The organism is Streptomyces sp. enrichment culture, assembly GCF_964273255.1.
Lineage (GTDB): Bacteria > Actinomycetota > Actinomycetes > Streptomycetales > Streptomycetaceae > Streptomyces.
Genome location: NZ_OZ186835.1, coordinates 3,795,258 through 3,812,500 on the forward strand (window position 1 = coordinate 3,795,258; position 17,243 = coordinate 3,812,500).

11 protein-coding genes (1 of these 11 only partly in view) are annotated in these 17,243 nt (G+C 75.6%); 4 read left to right on the forward strand and 7 right to left on the reverse strand.

Annotation, left to right across the window (positions count from 1 at the left end):
• The first annotated feature begins 4 nt into the window (after positions 1-4).
• Positions 5-1,027, forward strand: a complete 1,023-nt coding sequence (locus tag ACSU53_RS16405; protein WP_437028479.1) for a M23 family metallopeptidase — start codon at positions 5-7, stop codon at positions 1,025-1,027.
• A gap of 73 nt (positions 1,028-1,100) precedes the next feature.
• On the opposite strand, the gene ACSU53_RS16410 is transcribed toward ACSU53_RS16405, so the two are convergent.
• The 4 genes from ACSU53_RS16410 to ACSU53_RS16425 all read right to left on the reverse strand — a co-directional run bounded on the left by ACSU53_RS16410 (position 1,101) and on the right by ACSU53_RS16425 (position 6,751).
• A complete protein-coding gene (locus ACSU53_RS16410; protein WP_437028481.1) occupies positions 1,101-2,591 on the reverse strand; it encodes a PrsW family intramembrane metalloprotease in 1,491 nt (496 codons plus the stop codon).
• 51 nt (positions 2,592-2,642) lie between these two features.
• Positions 2,643-3,497, reverse strand: coding sequence for a tRNA (guanosine(46)-N7)-methyltransferase TrmB (trmB, locus tag ACSU53_RS16415; protein ID WP_437028483.1), 855 nt, complete (start codon positions 3,495-3,497; stop codon positions 2,643-2,645).
• 307 nt (positions 3,498-3,804) lie between these two features.
• Positions 3,805-5,016 carry an L-2-hydroxyglutarate oxidase gene (gene lhgO / locus ACSU53_RS16420; protein ID WP_437028485.1) on the reverse strand — a complete coding sequence of 404 codons (1,212 nt, stop codon included), beginning with the start codon at positions 5,014-5,016 and terminating at the stop codon, positions 3,805-3,807.
• 310 nt (positions 5,017-5,326) lie between these two features.
• Positions 5,327-6,751 (reverse strand): MFS transporter, encoded by a 1,425-nt coding sequence (locus ACSU53_RS16425; RefSeq protein ID WP_437028487.1) that lies wholly within the window; start codon positions 6,749-6,751, stop codon positions 5,327-5,329.
• A gap of 716 nt (positions 6,752-7,467) precedes the next feature.
• On the opposite strand from ACSU53_RS16425, the gene ACSU53_RS16430 reads away from it, so the two are divergent.
• The gene (locus tag ACSU53_RS16430; protein WP_437028489.1) at positions 7,468-9,564 is read left to right on the forward strand and encodes an asparagine synthase-related protein; all 2,097 of its coding nucleotides are present in this window, start codon (positions 7,468-7,470) and stop codon (positions 9,562-9,564) included.
• Between the two features lie 117 nt (positions 9,565-9,681).
• Here the strand turns inward: ACSU53_RS16430 and ACSU53_RS16435 are convergent, their stop codons facing one another.
• Both ACSU53_RS16435 and ACSU53_RS16440 read right to left on the reverse strand, forming a co-directional pair.
• Entirely contained in the window at positions 9,682-11,574 is a 1,893-nt protein-coding gene (locus ACSU53_RS16435) for a sigma-70 family RNA polymerase sigma factor (protein WP_437028491.1), read from the reverse strand.
• A gap of 556 nt (positions 11,575-12,130) precedes the next feature.
• A complete protein-coding gene (locus ACSU53_RS16440) occupies positions 12,131-12,889 on the reverse strand; it encodes a TetR/AcrR family transcriptional regulator (RefSeq protein ID WP_437028492.1) in 759 nt (252 codons plus the stop codon).
• 377 nt (positions 12,890-13,266) lie between these two features.
• On the opposite strand from ACSU53_RS16440, the gene ACSU53_RS16445 reads away from it, so the two are divergent.
• Together ACSU53_RS16445 and ACSU53_RS16450 are read left to right on the forward strand one after the other, a co-directional pair.
• Positions 13,267-14,646 (forward strand): NAD(P)/FAD-dependent oxidoreductase, encoded by a 1,380-nt coding sequence (locus tag ACSU53_RS16445; protein ID WP_437028494.1) that lies wholly within the window; start codon positions 13,267-13,269, stop codon positions 14,644-14,646.
• Positions 14,647-14,831: 185 nt separating this feature from the next.
• Positions 14,832-16,514, forward strand: coding sequence for an ATP-binding SpoIIE family protein phosphatase (locus ACSU53_RS16450; RefSeq protein ID WP_437028495.1), 1,683 nt, complete (start codon positions 14,832-14,834; stop codon positions 16,512-16,514).
• 88 nt (positions 16,515-16,602) lie between these two features.
• Here the strand turns inward: ACSU53_RS16450 and ACSU53_RS16455 are convergent, their stop codons facing one another.
• A protein-coding gene (locus tag ACSU53_RS16455; RefSeq protein ID WP_437033238.1) for an MFS transporter crosses the window boundary here: on the reverse strand, positions 16,603-17,243 show its 3' portion. The gene runs 634 nt beyond the window's last position; only the last 641 of its 1,275 coding nucleotides appear in the window; its start codon lies off the right edge, out of view; it ends in the stop codon at positions 16,603-16,605.

Sequence of the window (17,243 nt, forward strand, 5' to 3'; positions counted from 1 at the left end):
CCACGTGGCGTCGAACCGGTCTGCCCCCGAGGCCTCCCTCATCCCGAGCCAGCGCGACGGCGACACCTTCGTCTACGGCGGTGCCCGTCCCGACGAGGGCCCCTTCGAGGAGTGGAACCCCACCGCGGAGTCCATCCGCCCGGTGCGCGGTCGGCATCGCGTCAGCAAGCAGCGCGGCGGAGGACTCGCCCGCAGCTCCACCGTCCTGGGCGTCGGCGTCATAGCCGCCGTCGGCGCCGGCGGCATGGCCAGCGCCCAGACCGGCAAGCCGCCGGTCTCGATCTCCATGCCCGATCTTCCCAACGTGGGTTCCCTCATCTCCGACGAGGAAACTCCCGAGGGCTCCGCCACTCCGCTCAGCAGCATCGGCACCGCGGGTGCCGACTCCGAGCAGGGCGCCGGCGAGGCGCTGCGCAGCCGGATCATGGCGCAGGTCGAGCAGCAGCAGGACCAGGCTGAGACCAAGGCCGCCGCCGCTGCCGCCGAGGCCGCGGAGAAGGAGGCCGCCGAGGCTGCCGCCAAGGCGGAGAAGGAGGCCAAGGCCAAGGCCGCGGCAGCCAAGAAGAAGGCCGAGGAAGAGGCGGCGAAGAAGGCGGAGGCCGAGCGCCTCGCCAAGCTGGCCACCCAGTACGCGCTGCCGACCTCCTCGTACACGCTCACCTCGACCTTCGGTCAGGCGGGCGCCTACTGGTCCTCCGGCCAGCACACCGGCCTGGACTTCGCCGCCCCCAGCGGCACGCTGATCAAGGCCGTCCACACCGGCACCATCACCTCCGCCGGCTGGGACGGCTCCTACGGCTACAAGACGGTGCTGACCCTCGACGACGGCACCGAGATCTGGTACGCCCACCAGTCCTCCATCAGCGTCAGCGTCGGCCAGAAGGTCACCACCGGCGAGGTCATCGGCCGGGTCGGCTCCACCGGCAACTCCACCGGCGCGCACCTGCACCTGGAGGTCCATCCCTCGGGTTCGGCCTCCGGCATCGACCCCCTCACCTGGCTGCGGAGCAAGGGCCTCAACCCGTAACGAGCAGGGTTCGCCCTTCCCTTCCCGTCCCGCCCCCCGGCAGTCCCGACGGCCACCCCGTCAGGGCTGCCGTTCAGGCGTCCGTGGGACGTCCCCAGGTGTGGGCCCACCCGGCCGCGTACGCGGGGTGGGGGCGCCCGGCGGGGTGCGGTGCCCGGGCGTACCCCGGCTCGTACGCGTAGGCCCAGCCGTAGCCGTAGCCGTAGCCGTATTCCGGGCCCGGGCCGGGGTGCCGGCCGTGATCCGGTGCCTGTCCGGCGCCGGGGCCGTGACCGTGGCCGGGGAGGACGCCGGGCGGCGCGGCGGTGATCGCGAACAGGGGCGCGGTGATCCGGGCCGCGTGTTCCAGGGCCGGGCGGGCCCACTCCCGGCGCCGCCACACCTCCCCGAGCAGTTCGCCCTCCCGGACGGCGAAGTCCGCCGGCGCGCGCCCCGAACCGCCCCGGTGCCGCAGGAACGCCAGCGCCGTCGCGTCCGCCGTGTAGCGGGCCACCTCCCGGGCCGCGGTCCTCCCGCCGTGCCGCCGGGCGTACCGCAGGGCCAGGCGCCGGGCCCGCATCGAGCCGAGCGCGAACGGTTCCGCGGGCGCCAGCCACCCGGCCGCCGCGTAGACGGGAAGTTCCCCGCGCACGGTGCGCAGTTCCCGCTGCCGGGTCCACACCACCAGCCAGGTCACCAGCCCGAACAGCGGCACCATGAACATCGCGTACACCGCGAAGAAGCCGTACTCGCCGAAGTCCGAGGAGGCGTTCCACAGCGCGTGCAGGCCCATCGCGAGCAGCAGCCCGGACAGCGGGAGCAGCACCCGCCGGACCCGGTGGCGCTCGCCGGACAGGGCCGACAGGCCGAAGCCGATCCCGGTGAGCACGGTGAACAGGGGATGGGCGAACGGCGACATCACCGCGCGCACGAAGAAGGTGGCGGCGGTCAGCGAGGCCAGGCCGCTGTCCCCGGTCAGCCGGTCGGTGCCGAAGGCGTTGCCGAGGTAGAGGATGTTCTCGGTGAACGCGAAGCCGGTGGCGGAGAGCCCGGCGAGCACCACCCCGTGCAGCAGGAGTCCGCCGGCGTCGTGTCTGCGGAAAAGGAGGACGAGGAGGACGGCGGCGGCCTTCGCCGTCTCCTCCACCACCGGGGCTATGACGGTCGCGCCGAGGGTGTCCGCGCGGCTCGGGTCGGCAGTGGCGGCCGCGATCCACCGGGTGGCGAAGCTGTTCGCGACGATCGACATCAGCGCGGCGGCGCAGGCACCCCAGGCGAACGCGAAGACCAGGTTCGGCCACGGCCCCGGTGCCACCCGCTCCAGCCAGCGGAAGGCGGCCACCAGCAGGGGCACCGGCAGGACGGCCAGCCCCAGCCCGACCAGGAAGCCCTCGGTGCCGGTCTGCTCGCGGACCAGGGCCAGGATCACCAGGCCCGACACCGCCAGCAGCGCCGCCGGTCCGCCGTACCGGGCCCACGGCCGCTGCCACCAGGGGCCGGGCCGTCGGGCGCCGCCCGGCCGTCCGCCGGCGGGCGGCGCGTCCCCGGCGGTGGCCGGGAACGGAGGCGGGGGGCTGGTGGCCACGGCATCGACCCTAACGAGACGGGGGCTCCGCCCGCAGGAGCGCGGGACGGCTCAGGCGCCGGGGGAAGGCCGGTCGTCGTGCGGTACGCGACGGAAGAGCAGGTCGTTCACGACATGACCCTTGTCCAGTCCCTGGCTCTCGAAACGGGTGAGCGGCCGGAACGCCGGCCGTGGCGCGAAACCGCCGTCCTCCCGGGTGTTCTCGAAGTCGGGGTGCGCGGTCAGCACCTCGAGCATGTGCTCGGCGTACGGCTCCCAGTCGGTGGCGCAGTGCAGCACCGCGCCCGGCCGGAGCCGGCTCGCCGCCAGGGACAGGAACTCCGGCTGGATCAGGCGCCGCTTGTGGTGCCGCTTCTTGGGCCACGGGTCGGGGAAGTAGACGCGCAGCCCGTCCAGCGAGTCGGGGGTGAGCATCTCCCGCAGCAGGATGATCGCGTCCCCGTTGCCGACCCGGACGTTGTCCAGGCCCAGCTGCTCGGCGAGGCCCAGCAGGTGACCCTGGCCGGGGGTGTGCACGTCCACCGCGAGGATGTTGGTGCCGGGGTCGGCGGCGGCCATCCGGGCCGTGGCCTCGCCCATGCCGAAGCCGATCTCCAGCACGACCGGGTCGCCGTTGCCGAAGAACCGCGCGAGGTCCATAGGCCCGCGTCCGTCGATGTCGAAGCCCCACCGGGACCACAGGCGCTGCAGGGCGTCCGCCTGCCCGGCCGTGACCCGGCTCCGGCGCGGCTGGAAGCTGCGGATCCGCCGCTCGAAGTGGGACCCGGCGGGGTCGGCCTTGGGGCCGTCGGGGAACCGCGGTTCGCCCTTCGCGCGGGTGTGCCGGATCGACACCCCGGGTGGCCGCGGGGCGTCCTGACCGGGGGCGGGCCGGGGTGCTTCGGGGGTGTTCACGGAGTCAGACACAGTGCTTCCGAGTCTACGGTGGTCCCGTCGGGCGGCGAGGCCGCCGCGGGTGGGGGCGGGTCGGGGGGCCCGTCCAGTACGCCGGGGGGACCGGCCGACGCCAGCCCGATCGGGCCCGGGCGGGAGCCCGTTGATCACCGGCCCGGGTGTCCCGGCGCGTTGATCACCGGCCGGGGGGCCCGGCTCGTTGGTCGCCGGTCCGGGTGTCCCGGCTCGTTGATCGCTGGTCCGGGTGCTCCGGCCCGTTGAGCATCGGCCGGGCTGCCCCTTCCCCGGGCCGGGGGAGGGCCCGGCCCCCGCGCCGGGATCAGCGGGACGCGTCCGCCAGGGCGGCCAGGGCGCGGCGGGCGACCTCGCGGCCGATGGGGAGGGAGGCGGTGGCGGCGGGGGAGGGCGCGTTGAGCACGTGGACCGCTCTCGGTGTCTCGCGGATGAGGAAGTCGTCGGCCAGGGTGCCGTCCCGCAGGACCGCCTGGGCCCGCACGCCCGCCGGTGCCGGGATCAGGTCCTCCTCCGTCACCGCCGGCAGCAGCCGCCGCACGGCTCGGGTGAACGCCGGCTTGGACAGCGAGCGGTGCAGCTCGCCCGCGCCGTACCGCCAGTGGCGGCGGGCCAGCCGCCAGGAGCCCGGCCAGGCCAGGGTGGTCGCCAGGTCACGGGGGCGGACCGTGCGCCGGTCGTAGCCCTCGCGCGCCAGGGCGGGCACCGCGTTCGGACCCACGTGGACGCCCCCGTCGACCCCGCGGGTGAGGTGGACGCCGAGGAAGGGGAAGGCGGGGTCGGGCACCGGGTAGACCAGCCCCCGGACCAGGCCGGGACGGGCCAGCTCGTAGTACTCGCCGCGGAACGGCACGATGCGCACCCCGGGGTCGTCGCCCGTGAGCCGGGCGATCTCGTCGCAGTGCAGCCCGGCGCAGTTCACTAGGACCCGGCCCCGGATCACGTCCCCCGCGGCCGTCCGCATGGCGACACCGCGGTCGGGTCTGCGGTCGACGCGCACGACCCGGGCGCCGTGGCGGATCTCCGCGCCGGACGCCTCGGCCAGGTGCCGCGCCACGGCCGCGAAGTCGCAGATGCCGGTGGCGGCGACGTGCAGGGCGGCCAGGCCCTCGACCTCCGGCTCGTACTCGGCGGTCTGGGCGGTGCCGAGTTCGCGGACGGTCAGGCCGTTCTCCCGGCCGCGCTGGGCCAGGGCGTGCAGGCGGGGCAGTTCCTCGCGCGCGGTGGCGACGATCAGCTTGCCCGTGACGGCGTGGGCGATGCCGTACTCGGCGCAGAACTTCACCATCTCGGCGGCGCCCCGCACCGCGTAGCGGGCCTTGAGGGAGCCGGGGCGGTAGTAGATGCCGCTGTGGACGACCCCGCTGTTGCGTCCCGTCTGGTGCCGGGCGGGGGCGGTCTCCTTCTCCAGCACGGTGACCCGGGTGCCCGGTGCCGTGCGGCTGATCGCGTACGCGGTGGACAGGCCGACGATGCCGCCGCCGATCACCAGCACATCGCAGTCGTACGCCCGCCGCACCCGCGCCACCTCCCGGCTCGTCTCCCGGCTCGTCCGTCTTCCGGCTCCGGCTCGTCACTGTCTCTTGGACTGTCTTCCGGCATCGATGGTGCACCGTGCCACTGACAACGCGGCCACTGACAACGCCGCCACTGACTGCGCCGCCGCTGACAGCGCCGTCCACCCGCGTGCCGGGCGGGGGCGCAGCTCGGCACCCCGTCCGGTTTCGCCGGTCCTCGCAGGCTGGAATGCCCGCCCGGCTCCTCGCGGGTGCCCCGCCCCGGCCCGGGCCCGGCCCGGTGGCCTCCCCGCCCGGCGCCCACGGCCGCCGTCAGGCGGGGGCGACCAGGAGGGGGCGGGCGCGCTCGCGGAGTTCCACCACGCGGGGCTCGTCGCCGTAGGGCTCCAGCCGGTGCAGGAGGTCCTTGACGTACTCGGTGGTGCGGGCCGACGAGATGCGGCCGGCCACCTCGACCGCGCGCACGCCCTGCTCGCAGGCCGCGTCCAGGTTGCCCGACTCCAGTTCGGCGACCGCGGAGACGACGAGCCGCAGCCCGTGCGAGCGCACGAACTCCTCCGTCGGCTTCGACAGGGCCTGCTCGGTGAAGCGGCGGACCTGGCGGGGCGCCTTGAGGTCGCGGTAGCACTCGGCGGCGTCGGCGGCGAACCGGTCGTAGCCGTAGAAGCCGAGCCAGGACGGATCGCTGTCGCCGGGGCGGGAACGCTCCAGCCAGCTCTCGGCGGCCTTCAGGGCCGCCCCGGCCGCCTGGGCGTCACTGGCGCGCGCGTGCGCCCGGGCCTCGACGAGGCGGAAGAAGCTCATCGTGCGGGCCGTGGCCAGGCCCCGGTTGCGCTCCAGGGCGGCCTGGGCGAGGTCCACGCCCTCGTCGCCGAACCCGCGGTAGGTCGCCTGGAGGGACATGGAGGCCAGCACGTACCCGCCGAGGGGCACGTCCGCGGCGGCGCGGGCCAGGCGCAGGGCCTGGATGTAGTAGCGCTGGGCCGCTTCCTGCTGGCCGGTGTCGAAGGCCATCCAGCCCGCGAGGCGCGTGAGTTCGGCCGAGGCACCGAACAGGGCCCGCCCCACGTCGTCGGAGTACGAGCCCAGCAGCAGCGGCGCCGCCTCGACCCGTAAGCACTCCGGGACCATGGACGAACGCCAGTCCCCGCCGCCGTACTTGGAGTCCCAGCGCCGGGCGTCCTCGGCGGCCTCGCGCAGCTTCTGCACGTCGCTGTGGCCGACCTTGATCGGTGCGCCGGCGTTCTCGGCCGGGTTCGCCTCGCGGGCCACCGAGCTGTCGGCCGGGGTTATCAGCCAGCGCGAGGCGGGCGTGGCGTACGCGCTGACCGCGAAGGAGCCGGCCAGGGACTGCCAGATGCCGCCGGAGCCGGCGCGGCGGCCGGCGAGGTCGAGCCGGTAGAGGTCGGTGGCGGCCTTCACCGCCTGCCCGACGTCCCGGGGGAAGGCGAGGCCCACCTCCGGGGCCGGGTCGGCGTCCGCCAGGCCGATCTCGTGCAGCGGCACGGGGCGGCCCAGCTTCTGGCCGATGGCGGCGGCGATCAGATGGGGGGCGGCACCCTGCGGCACCATGCCCTTGGACACCCAGCGCGCCACCGACGTCTTGTCGTAGCGAAGCGTCAGTCCCCGCTGTGCGCCGAGGTCGTTGACGCGCCGCGCGAGGCCCGCGTTGGAGATTCCCGCGAGGGCGAGAACGGCGCCGAGCTTCTCGTTCGGCCCGCGTTGCTCCCTGGACATGCGCCACCCCTCGACACAGACGGCTGCCGCGCTGGCATAACCGTGCGGCATTCGTAAACCCAGCGTAGTTCGCCGCATCCCAAGCGTTAAGGGGCATTCTTCCGGATGGCGGGATTGTGGTCCGTACTGAAGTACGGGTCCGATACGCGCAGTTGCGGCGTGCTCCGGTCGTGTGGCCGTGCGCCCGTGCGTGCGCCTTTCTCCGGCCGTCGCGGGAGCGATTCCATGGTCCGTGCGTGGGTCGGCCCGCTGTACTGGATCCAGTGGGCTGGGGGACACCGCCGCCTACATCCCCGCGGGCGGCGGAACGGTCCGGGGGGTGTGCCTCGCCTCCCGGACCGCGCGACCGCTCGGCGGTGCGCAGAACCTGTACGGAGCGTGTTCGAGAATGCTCTCACCGTTCCGATTTGGCCGAAAATCGACCCCGTGTTCCCGGGGGCAACACCCTGACTACCACGGTACTTGACGGCGCGTTGGGTGTATTCGGGGCGCGTTGAGGGGGCGCATTCAGGTCGCGGGGCTCACCGGTCCGACGCGGCGGCCGTGCGCGATCTCCCGGGGGCGGGCGGGCGTTCGACCCGGGGGAGCCGTATCCGCCGGGGCGCACTCGCCGGAGCACATGCCGTTCCGGCACCCCTCTCCTGCGCCTCCTTCATGGCAGCATGGGGAACCGGTTCGTACGGTGCACTGGTTGTCCACAGCATGTGGAGGCGGCGATGCGGTGGTTGGTGGGGTGGAGCAGCACCGCCGCGGGGCCCGTGGCCACCGGGTCGGCCGGGGCGACCGGGTTCGACGGTGAGACGGTGCGCCCGGTGGGGTCCCACCTCCTGTGGGGCGACCCCGACCCGCTGTGGGCGGTCGGCGACTGGCGCCCGGACGAGATCCGCATCGTGCAGGCCGACCCGCAGACCCGCATCGCCGTCCTCGGCACCTGCGGCGCCTCCGACGAACAGCTGCGCGTCGCGCTCTTCGCGGCGCGCGGCGGCGCACTGCGGCACCTCACCGCCTGGCCGGGCAGCTACACCGCCGTCGTCCAGGTGGGCCGCCGGATCACCGTCTGCGGTGACCTCGCCGGTGCCCGGCCGGTTTTCCACACCCCGTGGGCCGGCGGCACCGCCTATGCGACCGCCGCGCTCCCCCTCGCCGACCTCGTCGAGGCCAACCTCGACTTCGGCCACCTCGCGGCGCTGCTCGCCGCCCCCGACGTCCCCGCCGCCCTCTACGACTCCACGCCGTACGACGGGGTGCGCCGCGTCCCGCCCGGCCACGCGCTGATCCTGCGCGCGGGGGCCCGGGAGATCGCCGGCTACGAGCCCGTCGCCTCGCTCGCCGTCGCGGCGCCCCCGGCCGACCCGGACAGCGCGGTCGACGCGGTGCGCGACGCGCTCGTCGAGGCCGTCCGCACCCGGCTCGCCGCCCCCCGGCACGTCCCCGGCGCCGGCATCGACCCCGGGCCCGTCCCGGGCATGGGACCCGCCGAACGCCGGGCGGCGCGCGGCATGCCGGTGCCCGGGATCGGGGCCGACCTGTCCGGCGGCCCGGCCTCCGGCACCCTCGCCCTGCTCGCCGCGGGGCTCCCGGGCATGCCGGGAACCGTGCTGGGCCACGGCACCGGGGCCGGGGAGCGGCTGCTCGCGGTGACCTTCAACGACCTCGCGGCCGGCGGACCGGACGACGAGGTGGGGCTGGCCGGCGCCCTGGCGGCCAACCCGCGGCTGCACCACGTGGTCGTCGCGGGCGGCGAGGACACCCTGCCGTACGCCGACCTCGACGGGCCGCTGACCGACGAGCCGGGGCCCTCGCTGGTGACGGCCGCCCGGCACCGGGCCCGGCTCGCCGCGGGCAGCGCCGACCACTTCACCGGGTACGGCGCCCGCCAGGTGCTGGACGCCCATCCGGCGCGTCTCGCCGACCTGTTGATGGACCGCAAGCGGCGCTACCTGGTGCGGCCGGTCGCCGCGCTGGCGAAGGCCGACGGCTCCGTGATGGTCCCGGCGCGCGTGTACGCGGCGGCCCGCCGCCTGGCCCGTACGCCGTACCGGACGGGGCTGGAGAGCCTGGCGGACCGCCTGCTGCGCCGGCGGCTGGACGACGACCCCGCCGGTGCCGCCGACGCCTCGCTGGCCGCGCTGACCTGGGGCAGACCCGGGCCGGCCGCGCGCTGGCTGACCGGTGAGGCACTGGCTGAAGTATCGGTTCGCCTCCAGGCGTCCACCCGGCGGTCCGAGATCGGTCCGGTGCAGCGGCCCGGCGACTTCCGGGCCCGTGCCGCCCTGGCCCGGCACGCCGCCGACCTGCGGGTCCTGGAGCAGGCGGCGGAGATCCGCTTCCAGCGGCTGCACGCGCCGTTCCTCGACAACCAGGTCGTCCGGGCGTGCCGGGCCCTGCCCGAGGCACTGCGGGTCCGGCCGGGTGCCCGGGCGTCCGTCCTGCGCACCGTGCTGGAGGGCGCGGGCGTACGGGAGCTGCCCGAGGGGTGGGGCGCACCGCCCCGGGTGGCTCCGACGGCCGCCGCGCGCACCGGGCTGCGGGTCGCGGCCGACACGCTGATCACCCTGTTCGACACGCCCCTGCTCGCGGAGGCCGGTCTGGTCGAGGCCCGCGTGGTGCGCAAGGCCCTGCGCGGGGCGGCGCAGGGCGAGTCCCTGCCGCTGGACGGCCTGGCCGACCTCGTCGCCCTGGAACTGTGGCTCCGGCGGCTGCTGGCGCGGCGGGGCACCTGCTGGACGGGGACGCCCGCCCGGCAGCGCGCCGTACCGGGCGGCATCGCGCCCCGCCGCGGTGCCCTCGGCGCGGGCGCCGGCACCCCGTAGGCCCGCCGCCGACACCCCGTAGTCCGCCGCCCCCGGCCCGTGCCCGGCCGGGGGTGCGCGTCCCGGCCGGCCGAGACGCCGGCGGGCCGGGCCTGTTGCCTCCCCGCCCCGCGCTGCTCAGCCGCAGGTGAAGCGGGACTGCGCCCAGTCCGCGAGCGCCACGCCGTCGAACGGGCCGACCGGTTCCACCACCAGGCGGACGGTCTCGCGTCCCGTGAGGTCCACGTGGACCGGCACCGCCGCGTCCCCGCCCCCGACCACGCCGGAGTTCCACAGCGGGACCCCGTCGGCGTGTACGGAGAAGGTGACCCGGCCCCGCTTCATCGTCAGGTCGTCCACGCCGACCAGCGCGTCGTAGGCGGTGCAGGGGCGGTTGAGGTCGATGGTGACCGAGGACCGGCCGTGCACGGTCACCCCGTGCGCGTACCGCTGTCCGGCGACGGACAGGCCTGAGCGCCGCCACACCCAGCTGCTCGCGCCGATCCGCATCTCGGGGGCGGTGCCGTCGCCGGTGATGTCGTACGACAGCTCGCTCCACTGGTGGACCGCCGGGACGGGGGGCGGCGGGGGCGGCTGCGGAGCCGGCGGTGTCGGCGGTGTCGGCGTCGGTGTCGGCGTGGGTGCGGGCCGCGGGGGCGGCTCGGGACGGGGAGTCGGGGTCGGGGTGGGGGTGGGGGTGGGGCGTGGACTCGGCGTCCTGGCAGGTGCCGGCGGCGGCGCGGGCGTGGACCGGGCGGGCGCGGCGGCCGGGGGAGCCGACGGCACGGGGCCGGGGGTCTCCTCCGGGGCCGGCGGCTCCTCGCGCACCACGGGGGCGGAGGGGGCGGGGGCGGCACGCGGCGGCTCCGGCGGGGCCTCGTTGCCGGACAGCGCGATGGCGATCGCCGCGGCCGCCGCCACCGCCGTCACACCGGCGGCGATGCCCGCCTTCGCCGGGGCGCCCATGCCTTCGGACGCGAGACCCCCGGCCGCGCCGCCGCCCGTGGCGCCTCCGGCGGCGGCGCTCGCGGCGCCCGCCGCACCGGCCGCCGTGGTGCCGCCCGCGACGAGCGCGGCCACCTTGGCGTAGCCCGCGGCGCCGAACCAGCCGATGACCGCGACCGGGACGACGGCCGGGATGCCCCCGGCGACCTCCTGGATCTGCGCCGCCGCCAGACGGCACCGGGCGCACTCCTCCAGGTGCTTGCGCAGCCCCCGCTCGGCGCGGGTGCGCAGCCGGCCCCGGGCGTACGTGCCGAGCTGGTCGGCGTGCCGGGCGCACCCCTCGTCCTCGGCGAGCGCGGCACTCACGTGGGCCTGGAGGTACGCCTGCTTCAGGCCCTCCCGGGCCCGGCTGGCCAGTACCCGCGTGCCGTTGGCGTCCAGACCGAACAGCGTGGCGACCTCGCTCGGCGACTCGTCCTCGACCTCCGTGTGCCACAGCACCGCCTGCCACCGTTCCGGCAGGGACCGGAACGCCTGCATGGCCAGCGACTGTTCGGCCTCGTGCAGGGCGCGCACGTCCGCGCCCAGTTCCAGGGTGTCGGTGTCGGAGGCGTCGGAGAGGTGGGCGGCCTGCACGGCGAACACCGCGAAGTCGTCGACGAGTTGCTCGCGCTTCGCCGACTGCGTCCAGGTCGCCGCCACCCGGCGCACGGAGGTGAGCAGATAGGCCCGCACGGCGTGCTCGGGGCCCGAACCGCCGCGCACCGCCTGGAGCATGCGGGCGAACACCTCGGCGGTCAGGTCGTCGGCGGTGTGGCCGTCCCGGCAGCAGGTGCGGGCGTACCGGCGCACCGCGGGGGCGTGGCGCCGGTACAGCTCCTCGTACGCCGCGTCCTCACCGGACCGCATACGGGCGATGAGGTCGGAGTCGGCCGACGGCAGCCCGGAGCCGGTCAGCCGGTCGCGCTGGGCCGGGACACCGTCCTCCGGCGGTCCGCCCGTGCGGCGCGCCTGGCTCGGCACCTGTGGCGAACCGTCACTGCGCGGCCCGTCACCGCGGGACTCGTCCCGCCCCTCAACGCTCATCGCGGAAAGCCCCCGCCACCCTGCCCACACCCGTTCCGGACACGGGCCAGGGTGCCACAGCGGTACCCGGCGCGAGGTCGGGTGGGGCGGTCAACCACTCGTCCGTGGGACGGACCGCACGGGAGAACCGGGGATCACCCCGGGGGCCGGAATCCGGGAGGCGTCCCCCACCGCCACCGCGCGGGTGCCCGGGCCCCCGATCCCCCGGTTCCCTCTCGCGGAGGGACCTGAGTCGCGGGGGCACGTGGGCGGGGCAGCACGTGGGCCGGGCGTACCTGGGTCCGGGAGCACCGGACCCGGGGCGTGTGGCCCTCGAGGCACTGCCGGAGGCCGGGCGCCGGGCGTCGGGCGCCGGGTGTCGGAGGCCGCTACGCCTGGCGCGGGGCGCGGGGCGCCTGCCGCGGGACGCCGGTCGCCCGGCACCGATGATGCACCGGCCGGCCCCCGGAACGTACTCGTGCCGCCCGTCTCACCCCCGGCGAGGCGCCTCAGCTCCGGCGGAGCCGGACACCCCACCCGGGCTCGACCGGCCGGCCGGGCCCGCCGCGGGTGCGCCTCACGCCGGGCGCGAGCGCAGGCCCTCCAGCAGGATGTCCAGCAGCCGGGACGAGGCCGCCGCCTGCTGCGCCGCGTCCGGCAGGGACGGCGCGGCCGTGGCGATCACCAGGAGGACGTCCGAGACGGAGACGTCCGGTCGCAGCTCGCCCGCCGCCCTGGCCCGCTCCACGAGCCGGCCCACGACCTCGAGCAGCTCGGCCGCCCCGGCGTCGTCCTCCGGCGCGACCGGCGCCGACTGTTCCGGCACCAGCCGCAGCTCACCCGTACCCGGCTGCACCCGCTGCTGCGGCACGCGCGCGTGGTCCGCCGTCCCGTGCTCCTCCGCGACGCCCACCCGCAGCACCTGCGGCGGCAGCAGCCGCCCGGCGCCCGAGGCGACGGACGTGCGCAGGAAGCGGGACAGCGCCGACCACGGCTCGTCCTCCTGCCCGAGCGCCGCACGCGCCTGCTCGGTCAGCCGGGAGGTCTCCTCCTCGGCTATGCGCCGCACCAGCACGTCCTTGCTCGGGAAGCGCCGGTAGACCGTGCCCACACCCACGCGCGCGCGGCGGGCCACGTCCTCCATCGGCGCCCCGTAGCCGAGCTCACCGAACACCTCGCGCGCCGCGCGCAGGACGTGCTCGAGATTGCGCTGGGCGTCCACGCGCAGCGGCGTCGTGCGCGGCCCGTCCGCGCGTCCGTTGTGCGTCGCCGCGCTCATCGTGGTGCCGGGCACCACGGCGGACGCGGAAGACCATCGAGAATCCTGAACATGCATACGCTTTCCCCCGGTAATGACGTCTCCCCCCGGAGACTTCTCCCCGCCATTGATGGCCGGGGCTGCGGAACGAGCCCGGTGACCGACCCCGCCCGTCGCGGACCCGATGAGCGCATCCCCCTACACCCCGTCGGCATACGAACATAGTTGAGAGGAAGTCAATTCAGAAGGGGGACGTTCCGCACGGTGGTGTCCCCGACCGGAGTACACGGCGCATTCGTCCGGAATGCGCCCCCCTCGGGAGGCCCGGACGTGCCGCCCCACCTGCGGGAAGTCTCTTTGGCCGGGCATTTCGGCCAAGTCCGCGGGAGAACCGCCCGGTGGTCACACAATGCGTCGGGGCTGTGGACAAACGCGAGCGGCGGGTGCGTCATGGGATGGTGAAGGAACGTGCGCGCATTCTCGTTGTCGGCGGCGGCTACGTCGGGATGTACACGGCTCTGCGGCTGCAGCGGAGGCTGAAACGGGAACTCGGCCGGGGCGAGGCCGAGATCACCGTGGTCACCCCGGACCCCTACATGACGTACCAGCCCTTCCTCCCGGAAGCGGCCGCCGGGGCCCTTTCCCCCCGGCACGTCGTCGTCCCGTTGCGCCGGGTCCTGGACCGGTGCCGCATCGTCATCGGCGAGGCCACCGCCGTCGACCACGCCCGGCGCACCGCGACCGTCACCACGCTCGCCACCGGGGAGGAGGGCACCGGCGGCCGGCGGCTGGGCTACGACCACCTGGTGCTCGCCCCCGGCTCCGTCTCGCGCGCCCTGCCGGTCCCCGGCCTCGCCGAGCACGCCATCGGCTTCAAGACCGTCGAGGAGGCCATCGGACTGCGCAACCACGTCCTCGAACAGATGGACATCGCCTCGTCCACCCGGGACCCCGCCCTGCGCGACGCGGCCCTCACCTTCGTCTTCGTCGGCGGCGGCTACGCCGGGGTGGAGGCCCTCGGCGAGCTGGAGGACATGGCCCGCTACGCCACGCGGTACTACCACAACCTCCGCCCCGAGGACATGAGGTGGGTCCTCGTCGAGGCGACCGGCCGCATCCTCCCCGAGGTCGGCGAGGAACTCGGCCGCTACACGGTCACCGAGCTGCGCCGCCGCAACATCGACGTCCGCCTGGAGACCCGCCTGGACTCCTGCGCCGACCGCGTCGCCGTCCTCAGCGACGGCTCCCGCTTCCCCACCCGCACGGTCGTCTGGACGGCCGGCGTCAAACCGCACCCCGTCCTCGCCGCCACCGACCTGCCGCGCGACGAGCGGGGACGGCTGCGGTGCACCCCCGAGCTGGCCGTCGAGGGCACCACCCACGCGTGGGCCGCCGGAGATGCCGCCGCCGTCCCCGACGTCACCGCGCGCGAGGAGGGCAAGCAGTGCGCCCCCAACGCCCAGCACGCCCTGCGGCAGGCCCGGACCCTCGGCGACAACATCGTCCACTCCCTGCGCGGCGAACCCCTGGAGACGTACTCCCACGCGTACGCGGGCTCCGTGGCCTCCCTCGGCCTGCACAAGGGCGTCGCCCACGTGTACGGCCGGAAGCTCAAGGGCTACCCGGCCTGGTTCATGCACCGCACCTACCACCTCAGCCGCGTGCCGACCTTCAACCGCAAGGCGCGGGTGGCCGCCGAATGGACCCTCGCCGGACTCTTCAAACGGGAGATCGTCTCGCTGGGATCACTCGAACATCCGCGTGCGGAGTTCGAACTCGCGGCCGGTGGAAAGCCTTCTCACGACCCCCCGGACAACCCGAAGGGGTCGTCCTGACCGGACCCGGGAACTGCACCGGCCCGCCCGGCGTCTGACGGATGTCGGCCCGGTCGGCGCCCTGTCAGACTGGTCCACCACCACGGGCGGGCCGCCCGCTCACCCGGCGCGTCCCGGGACCGGCCGGTCCCGGACTCCGGCCGTCCCGGTGTGCGGCCGCCGACCACGACACGAGGCAAGGATTCGTGAACTTCACGCGCTGGAGCGCCCGGCTCCCCGGAACGCAGCGCCGCGCAGCAGCGCGGGCCGAGCACACCGTCGCCCCGGACCGGCGGGGGGAGGGCTCCGTCCCCGCCGCCCGCGCCGAACACCTCACCGACACCTCCCCGGTGCCCGCCGTCGACGAGCTGGGCGTGCGCGACGTCCTCGACCGCGTCCCCTCCCTCGTCGCCCTGGTGCACGGACCCGACCACCGCATCGCCTACGTCAACGACGCCTACACCGCGGCCTTCGGCAGCCGCCCGCTCGGCGCCCCCGCCCGCACCGCCCTCCCCGAGCTCGACGAGATCGGCCTGCTGCCCCTGCTCGACCAGGTCCTGCGCAGCGGCAGGCCCCGCACCGTCAAGTCCCGCAAGGCCCCGGGCGGCCGCTCCTACACGTTCACCTGCACCCCCGTCACCACCGGGGAGGGCGGGGCGGGCGGGCGGAACGACGGCGGAGCCGCCGACGGCGTCCTGGTCTTCGCCACCGACGTCACCGACCACGCCGAGGCCGCCGAACGCCTGCGCGCCAGCGAACGCCGGCAACGCGAGACCGCCGTCACCCTCCAGCGCTCCCTCCTCCCCCAGGAACTGGAGGAGCCCGACGACCTGCGCATCGCCGCCACCTACCACCCCGGCGGCACCGAGGCCGCCGTCGGCGGCGACTGGTACGACGTGATCACCCTCGGCGGCGGCCGCACCGCCCTGGTCATCGGCGACGTCATGGGGCGCGGCGTCCGCGCGGCGGCCGTCATGGGCCAGCTCCGGACCGCCGTGCGCGCCTACGCCCGGCTCGACCTCCCGCCGCACGAGGTCCTCCAGCTGCTGGACGGCCTCGCCACCGAGATCGACGCCAACCAGATCGCGACCTGCACGTACGCCGTCCACGACCCCAACGAGGGCCGCCTGGTGTACGCCTCCGCCGGCCACCTCCCGATCCTGGTGCGGGACGAGCACGGCACCGTGCGGCGAGCAGCCGAGCCCATCGGCCCGCCCCTCGGCACCGGCGACTGGATGCACTCCTCCGGTTCGGTCCCGCTGGGGCCCGGCTCCACCGCCGTCCTCTACACCGACGGCCTCGTGGAACGGCGCGACGCCGACCTCGACGAGGGCATCGCCGCCCTGGAACGCGCCCTGGCCGGTGCGACCGGCACCCCCCAGGTCGTCTGCGACCGCCTGGTCCGCTCGGCCGGCGTCACCCCCGACCACGACGACGACGTCGCCGTCCTGGTGCTCCAGCACCCGGCGCGCAGGGGCCCGCAGGGCGAGCTGTTCCGCAACGCCGCCCTGGACCTCCTCGGCGGCGTCGAGGCGGCGCCCCGCGCCCGGGCCTTCGCCTCCGGCGTCCTGACCAGCTGGCGCTTCCCCACCGAGCTGCACGACCTGGGCGTGCTGGCCACCAGCGAACTCGTCGCCAACTCCCTCCAGCACGGCACGCCCCCCATGCGGCTCCGGCTGCGCCGCACCGACCGCCGCCTGATCATCGAGGTCACCGACGGCGACGACCACCTCCCGCGCCGCCGCCGCGCGGAACCGGGGGACGAGTCCGGCCGCGGCATCGCCATCGTGGCCACGATCGCCTCCAACTGGGGCAGCAGACGCACCCCGGGCGGCGGCAAGGCGGTCTGGTGCGAGTTCGCCCTGCCGAAGCCGGCCCCCGCCCGGTAACCCCCGCACCCATCCGCCGGACGGTCACGGCAGCAGTCGGGCGGGGATCACTCCGCCGGCCGGCCGACGGAGCCGCGCACGGGCCGCCTCACGCGTGCGCCGTGGTCTGCCCCGCCGGGCTGCCCCCTTGTGCCACCACACGGCTGCGGGCCGGCAGCGGCTGGTTCTGCGCCTCGGTGAGCTGCCGCCCGAGCCGCATCGCGAGCACCGTGATCAACAGCGAGAACAGCAGGAAGATCACGACGTACGGGGCGTGCAACGACGCTCCCAGCGGCCCGCCGATCGCCGGCCCGACGGCCAGCGCGAGCTGCTTCACCAGGGCGAACGCCGAGTTGTACTGACCCGCCATGCCGGTCGGCGCGAGATCCGCGACCAGCGGCGCGAGCGTCGGCGACAGCAGCGCCTCACCGACCCCGAACAGCGCGTACGTCGAGATGAAGGCCGCGGTCGCCATGGCCTGGCTGCCGTTCCCGAGCCCCGCGTACGCGGCGGCGGCCCAGGCGACCGCCCAGATCAGGCCCACCGACGCGATGACCCGGGACCGCTTGCGCCGCTCCACGAACCGCAGCACCGCGAACTGCGCGATCACGATCACCAGGGTGTTCGCCGCCAGCGCCGTGCCCAGCGCGGACGTCGAGATGCCGGCCGCCTCGACCCCGTACGCGCTCAGCCCGGACTCGAACTGCCCGTAGCAGGCGAAGAACAGCACGAAGCCCAGGACGCACAGCT

Coding starts and splice junctions, on each gene's coding strand:
- ACSU53_RS16425 (WP_437028487.1), bottom strand. CDS start 6,751: ATGTCCAGGGAGCAACGCGGGCCGAACGAGAAGCTCGGCGCCGTTCTC.
- ACSU53_RS16430 (WP_437028489.1), top strand. CDS start 7,468: ATGCGGTGGTTGGTGGGGTGGAGCAGCACCGCCGCGGGGCCCGTGGCC.
- ACSU53_RS16435 (WP_437028491.1), bottom strand. CDS start 11,574: ATGAGCGTTGAGGGGCGGGACGAGTCCCGCGGTGACGGGCCGCGCAGT.
- ACSU53_RS16440 (WP_437028492.1), bottom strand. CDS start 12,889: ATGCATGTTCAGGATTCTCGATGGTCTTCCGCGTCCGCCGTGGTGCCC.
- ACSU53_RS16445 (WP_437028494.1), top strand. CDS start 13,267: ATGGTGAAGGAACGTGCGCGCATTCTCGTTGTCGGCGGCGGCTACGTC.